This window comes from Candidatus Cryosericum odellii, from assembly GCF_003570935.1.
Taxonomy (GTDB): Bacteria; Caldisericota; Caldisericia; order Cryosericales; family Cryosericaceae; genus Cryosericum; species Cryosericum odellii.
Genome location: NZ_QXIU01000186.1, coordinates 1 through 4,462, shown reverse-complemented (window position 1 = coordinate 4,462; position 4,462 = coordinate 1). Strand labels below are relative to the sequence as shown.

Genomic DNA, 4,462 nt, shown 5'->3' with positions numbered 1-4,462 from the left:
GAAGTGGCATCTGACACACAGATTGTCATCAAGGGTAATGTCGGCCGTTTCCCCGACATTGGCATCTGTCTGGCAAACGCGATGGTCACTGCGCGCCAACTCGCAGGCAAGGCAACCGTTTCTCGTCTCGACGAAGGCAAGTACAGTGTCGCCTGGTAAGACACGCTGCAAGGCCGGCCCTCTGCGACAGGTCGAGGTTACCACATGCATGAGAAAGGGTTGAGACGATGAGCGAGGGGCTGCGGGCAGGGCCGAGGATGACAGTTACCGGTTCGACTACTCGGGAACAAACAGAGGACATCTCATGAAACGCCTGTTCCAGGAAGCGGGCGCGCTAACCTGGCTGTTCGTGGGAGCTGTCGCATGCGCTGTGGTCGTGTCGGTGTCCACGGTAGCCTTCGCAGACATCTTCGGCCGTGCCCTGTCACTCGTCGTGGCCGGCAGCGGTCTCGTGGCTCTGCGGCAGGTCATCGTCGTCGGTGTCGCTATCAGTGTGGCGTCCGTGGCGTGCACGTTCCTTGGAAAGCTCCTTGCCGGCCACTTCAGCGAGCGCCTGCAACGGATCCTCCGTGACCGCGCCATCGAACGTCTTGCCCATGCGACGGCTGCAGCAATGCACGGCGAACACTCAGGGGACATCCAGTCCCGTTTCTCGAGTGACATGCTCTTTCTCGAGCAACTGGTCAGAACCGATAGCCTGCAGTTCGTGTCACAAGCTCTGACGGCCCTCCTTGCGGCCGCATACATGCTGTCCAGGAACTGGCTGCTTACGGTCGCATCCATTGCACCCACTCCTATCCTCCTGCTCGTGGCGTCATTTCTGACCAGGCCCCTCGGACCTCTCATGACAGCCGCCCAGGAGGCCCTTGCACAGGCAAGTGTGGTAACCCAGGAAGCAGTCTCCGGCGCCGAAGTCATTCGGGCCATGAACATGACCACCACCGTGTCTCTTCGCCACGAGCACGCGCTGTCCTCGTGGCAGGAACGGAGTACCACGGCGGCGAACCAGGTTGCGAAGCTGTACTCGACAGGCATGACGCTGGCAGTTATGCCCTTCATCATCGTCTTATCCGTCGGAGGATACCTGGCCCTGGCCCACCGTATCGAGATCGGGCTGCTGTTCTCATTCGTCCTGCTGGTCAATTACCTCTCCTTTCCCCTTCAGGAAATGCCCCGGCTGCTCGGTCGCATCCGGTCAGGTTCGGCTGCTGCACACAGGGTCCTTGAACTGCTCGACGTTCCAGTGGAGCGAACAGGAGGGGCACGTGGCCCTGCGAGCGCGGATGATGTCCTCACCCTGGAGGACGTGTCCTTCTCCTACTCCGGGACAGCAGAGCCAGCTCTGAAAGATATCTCACTGACAGTGAAGCAGGGGCAGAAAGTCGCTCTGGTGGGTACCAGCGGTTCGGGCAAGTCGACGGTCCTGCGGCTTATTACCGGTGACTACACCCCCAACGCCGGAACTGTCCGGGTCAATGGATTGTCGGTCCAGGATTGGGACCTCTCTGCGCTCCGAGCAACCATAGCAGTCGTCGACCAGGAAGCGTTTCTCTTTGGCGACAGTGTCGCCGACAACGTACGTACTGGACGCCTGGATGCGACGCAGGTCCAGATTGCCGAAGCTCTGGACGTGGCAGCCGCCGACTTTGTCGGGGAGATGACACAGCATGAGGACACGCTGGTCGGGGACACTGGAGGTCGACTGTCAGGTGGCCAGAGACAACGCATAGCCCTCGCGCGAGCGCTGGTCAAGGACGCGCCGCTGATCATCCTGGATGAGGCCACATCCGCTCTGGACAACGAACTGGAACGTCGTGTCTATGCGCGGCTGGTCGAGCACTATCCGGACAAAACTGTCGTCGCAGTGGCGCACAGACTGACAACCGTCCAGGACGCCGACATGATCTATGTGTTTGACAACGGTCGTGTCGTCGAACAGGGAACGCATGCCGGCCTTCTGGCTGCCGGGGGACGCTATGCCCTGCTCTGGGAACTGCAGCAGGCACAGGAGAGTGACCGTGGATAGCTGGAGGGCACTGAGGAGGCTGCTGTCCTGCACAGGGGATGCTGCTCGCCAGTATACGGCGGGCATCGTCGGTTTGGGCCTCACCAATTATGCGCTGAACGGTATGTTCGCCATCTCCCTTTCTGCGTTCACACGAGCATTGATGAGCGGCAACCGTCCCATGCTGAACTGGTCAGTCATGCTGTTCGTGGTCGCCGGACTCGCCGCGTCACTGGGCGTCCTGTTTGCCGGGAGAGCGCTGGTCATCGGTGCGGTACGCTCCGAACGCCACGTGCGGAGCGCCGCGTTCGCAGCTGTCAACCGCCTTTCCCTGACCGCGCTGGAACGCCTGGGCCCAGGAGAAGTGCTGTCACGGCTGACCAACGACACGGCGGTCGTCGGTCAGATGTACAAGCAGACGCTCCAGGACGTTGCAAACACGCTATGTGCAGGTTTCGGGTCCATCATCACCGTACTAGCCATCGACTGGCGCGCCGGACTGGTCATCATTGGTCTCTCGTCCCTGACGCTCCTGGTCACGCTCCCACTCCTCGCTCCCCTCAGGCGCCAGAGTACGGCTATGCAGGAAGCGAAAGCCGCGTTCCTGGGCGACGTCGGCCAGATGGCACGTGGCTCTGCCATCATCCGCTCATTCAACCTGGCAACCTGGATGACCGACCGCCTCCGTCGCCGTAGCAGAGACCGCCTGCGGGCCGGGCTCGCCGCCGAGACAACGCAGGCTGCCCGTGCGACCGTTGATGTGCTGACAGACACGACCCTCATAGGGCTGATGGCATACGGTGCGTATCGAAGCGCTCTGGATCCGTCTTTCGTGCCCAGGCTTGTCGCCCTCATCCAGATGTCCAACGGCGTTACCACCTTCTTTAGCCAGCTGTCCAGGATTCTCGCCGACCTGCAGGTGAGCCTGGCAGCTGGGATACGCATACTGGAGCTTATGGGCCTCCCCGCAGAACCCGACCACCTCACCGGTTCTTGGGCAGAGCCCGCGTCTGCGCGTTGTGGCTTAGGCGTCAGTGACCTGGCCTTCACCTATCCTAGTTCGGACAACTCTGTCGTCAGCGACATCGGGTTCACTGTGCGCAAGGGCTCGACCGTGGCATTCGTTGGACCGTCCGGAGGCGGCAAGACAACCCTGTTCAAGCTCCTGCTCGGGCTGTACGCACCTGCGCGTGGAACGATAACCGTCGAGAGTGATTCCATCTATGATCAAGCCCTCACTGAGTGGCGCGGGAACTTCGCCTACGTTCCGCAGAATGCCTTCGTCTTCAGTGACACGGTCTACGGGAACATCCTAGGCGGCATGCCAGACCCCGGCCGGCAGGAGGTCGAGAGGACAGCCCGGGCTGCCAACGCCCATGACTTTATCATGCAGCTGCCAGACGGGTACCAGACTGTGCTCGAGGAGTCGGGGCGGAACCTCAGCGGCGGCGAGAAGCAGCGCATCGCAATCGCGCGGGCGATCCTCCAGAATGCGCCCGTGCTGTTGCTCGACGAAGCTACATCAGCCCTCGACACAGAAAACGAACAACAGGTCCAGGAAGCCATCGAGAGGCTGATGAAAGGCCGGACCACGCTGGTGATCGCCCACCGTCTGTCGACGATCCAGAGAGCAGACACCATCTATTACCTGGAGGACGGCCGTCTGATCGAGCAGGGGACTCACGAGGAACTCATGGATAGCCCAGACGGAAAATACAGGGCACTGGTCGAAGCGGGCCTCCGACCACAGGCCGTCCAGGTGCAGGACATCTCCTGCTAAAGGCCACAGACCCTCGCCGTTCTACGAGGGCGACCGAGTCTCAGATGGCAAGACAACTTCAGGAACAGCAACCTCGAGATTGACTCCACAGGCCCACGAGTGCGCGGTGCAGAAATGAAGAAGGCGCAAGTCCTGGTTTTGTCCCGGGCTTCCGCCATTTCATCTTGGACACCATCCACTGCTTCTGCTGCTTCTGAAGGTGCCGGATCTTCGCTGGTTTGCTCCGTGTCCGGCGGTTCTTCTCGATGGGCCGCGTGGCCTTCTTCATCATGCTGTCTTCGTCCATGAGCCACCTCCTGATTGTCAATGCTCGTGCGAATGAAGCCCTAACAATGTATCGGAGGGAAATTGGATGTCAAGTTCCATGCGTGAAGGACGGCCGTAAGCAGACAACACTCACGGCCGGGGTCCCTTCGATTGCGAATTCCAAAACCTGTCTAGTCTGCGAGGCCCTCTCTGGTACGCAACTGCATACGGACCTGTCGCTCGCTGAACTTGCGAGCGAAGTCAGAAGCAACGCGCGCATTCTCAAGCGCACCCGCTTTGTCATCATTGTTGCTGCTGTGCAAAATGCCAGGAGTGACACCTCTCTTCGCCAGCAATTCCATGACCTCGACCATCATGCTATCGACCAGCACTGCCCCCGCGATTGTCGAGCCAGGACCGGCCTTGGCTGG

Annotated in this window: 3 protein-coding genes and 1 pseudogene; 2 read left to right on the top strand and 2 right to left on the bottom strand. The window is 60.6% G+C overall.

From position 1 onward, the window contains the following. Positions 1-304: 304 nt before the first annotated feature. Together SMC5_RS07555 and SMC5_RS07550 are read left to right on the top strand one after the other, a co-directional pair. Positions 305-2,026, top strand: coding sequence for an ABC transporter ATP-binding protein (locus tag SMC5_RS07555; RefSeq protein ID WP_119120218.1), 1,722 nt, complete (start codon positions 305-307; stop codon positions 2,024-2,026). Then, positions 2,019-3,785, top strand: a complete 1,767-nt coding sequence (locus tag SMC5_RS07550) for an ABC transporter ATP-binding protein (RefSeq protein WP_165846632.1) — start codon at positions 2,019-2,021, stop codon at positions 3,783-3,785. The genes SMC5_RS07555 and SMC5_RS07550 overlap by 8 nt, the downstream gene beginning before the upstream one ends. Positions 3,786-3,843: 58 nt before the next feature. On the opposite strand, the gene SMC5_RS07545 is transcribed toward SMC5_RS07550, so the two are convergent. Both SMC5_RS07545 and SMC5_RS10765 read right to left on the bottom strand, forming a co-directional pair. After that, positions 3,844-4,071: a hypothetical protein gene (locus SMC5_RS07545; RefSeq protein ID WP_119120216.1), complete on the bottom strand. Its 228-nt coding sequence runs from the start codon at positions 4,069-4,071 to the stop codon at positions 3,844-3,846. Between the two features lie 151 nt (positions 4,072-4,222). Then, a pseudogene (locus tag SMC5_RS10765) lies at positions 4,223-4,462 on the bottom strand (hypothetical protein); the annotation flags it as partial.